The organism is Kineococcus indalonis, assembly GCF_009906395.1.
Classification (GTDB): domain Bacteria; phylum Actinomycetota; class Actinomycetes; order Actinomycetales; family Kineococcaceae; genus Kineococcus; species Kineococcus indalonis.
Map to the genome: position 1 here is coordinate 1 of NZ_JAAALM010000788.1, position 1265 is coordinate 1265.

Below are 1265 nucleotides of genomic sequence, written 5' to 3' on the forward strand. Positions count from 1 at the left end.
GGGGTGGGGCGGTGGGGCCGTGGGAGTGCACGGGTCCACCCTGCCAGCCCGGTGCGGGGGCGCCATCGCGGCACCCGGCTGCGCCGTTCGCCCCGGGGATCCACCCCCGCCTCAGTAGACTCACTCATCGTGACCACGCCACTACCGGAAGCGGTGGGGAGGGCCCCGCGCCACCTCCGCGCGCGCCCGGGGCGTGCGCAGGGCCCCCCGCTGGAGGACGCCGCCGCCGCCGGGCTGCCCGCGGAGCTGACCGCCACCGGCGGCGACGGCACCTCCCCGCGCGTCGAGGTGCCCCGCCCGGACACCGGCGAGCGCCTCCTGGCCGTGGCCGACACCTCCCACGACGTGCTCGCCCGCCTGGCCGGGCGCGTGGTCGCCACCAGCCGCACCGACTGGGCCTGGCTCAGCGGCGAGGACCGCGCCCGGCACCTGTTCACCCTCGCCGACGTCCTGGCCGACCACGTCCTGCCGCTGGCCGTCGCCCGCGCCCTGACCACCGGACGCCCGGTGGCCGCCGGGGTGGGCGCCGACGGCCCGCGGCTGCTGGACGCCGCCTTCTCCACCGCCGGGTGGGCCGACAAGCTCGACGCGCTGGGCGTGGACGCCGGCGGCGGCGGTGTCGTGGCCGTCCTGGCGACCTGGCGCAGCGGCCCCGCGGCGCTGGCCACCGCCCTGGTGGCCGCGCTGGCCGCCGGCGCCGGGGTGCTGCTGCGCCCCGACGCGCAGTCCGCCGCCACCGCCGAGCGGCTGGTGCGCGCCTGCGCCGACGCCGGCCTGCCCGAGGGGCTGGTGGCCACCGCCCCGGGGCGCGACCCCGTCGCCGACGCCGTGCTGTGGGAGGCGGAGGGGCTGCTGGCCGTGCGCGCCGACGGCACCGCCGAGCAGCTGCGCGAGCTGGCCCTGGACCTGGCCGACCGCGGCACCCCGCTGGTGGCCGACCGCGGCACCACGGCCGTGGACGTGGTGCTCGAGGGCGCCGACCCGGACGCGGTGCTGCCCGCGCTGCTGGCCGGGCTGGCCGACGGCGCGCACGGGCGGCCCGGCGGCTCGCGGGTGCTGGTGGTCGAGCCGCTGGCCGAGGCCCTGGTGGCGCGCCTGGACGCCGGCGCCGCGGCGCTGCGCGTGGGCGACCCGCTGGACCGCACCACGCGCGTGGGCCCGTGCCCCTCCCCGGAGGTCGCCGCCGGCGCGGCCGCCGTGGCCCGCGGCGCCGCCGTGCCCGCGCACCTGCCCGCCGCCGGGTGGTGGGCGCCGCCGGCCGTGGT

1 protein-coding gene is annotated in these 1265 nt (G+C 82.1%); it reads left to right on the top strand.

Translation table 11 applies throughout. From position 1 onward, the window contains the following. Positions 1-153: 153 nt before the first annotated feature. Positions 154-1265, top strand: a 1112-nt coding sequence (locus GTR00_RS21110) for an aldehyde dehydrogenase family protein (protein WP_166613474.1), incomplete at its 3' end; no start/stop codon positions are given.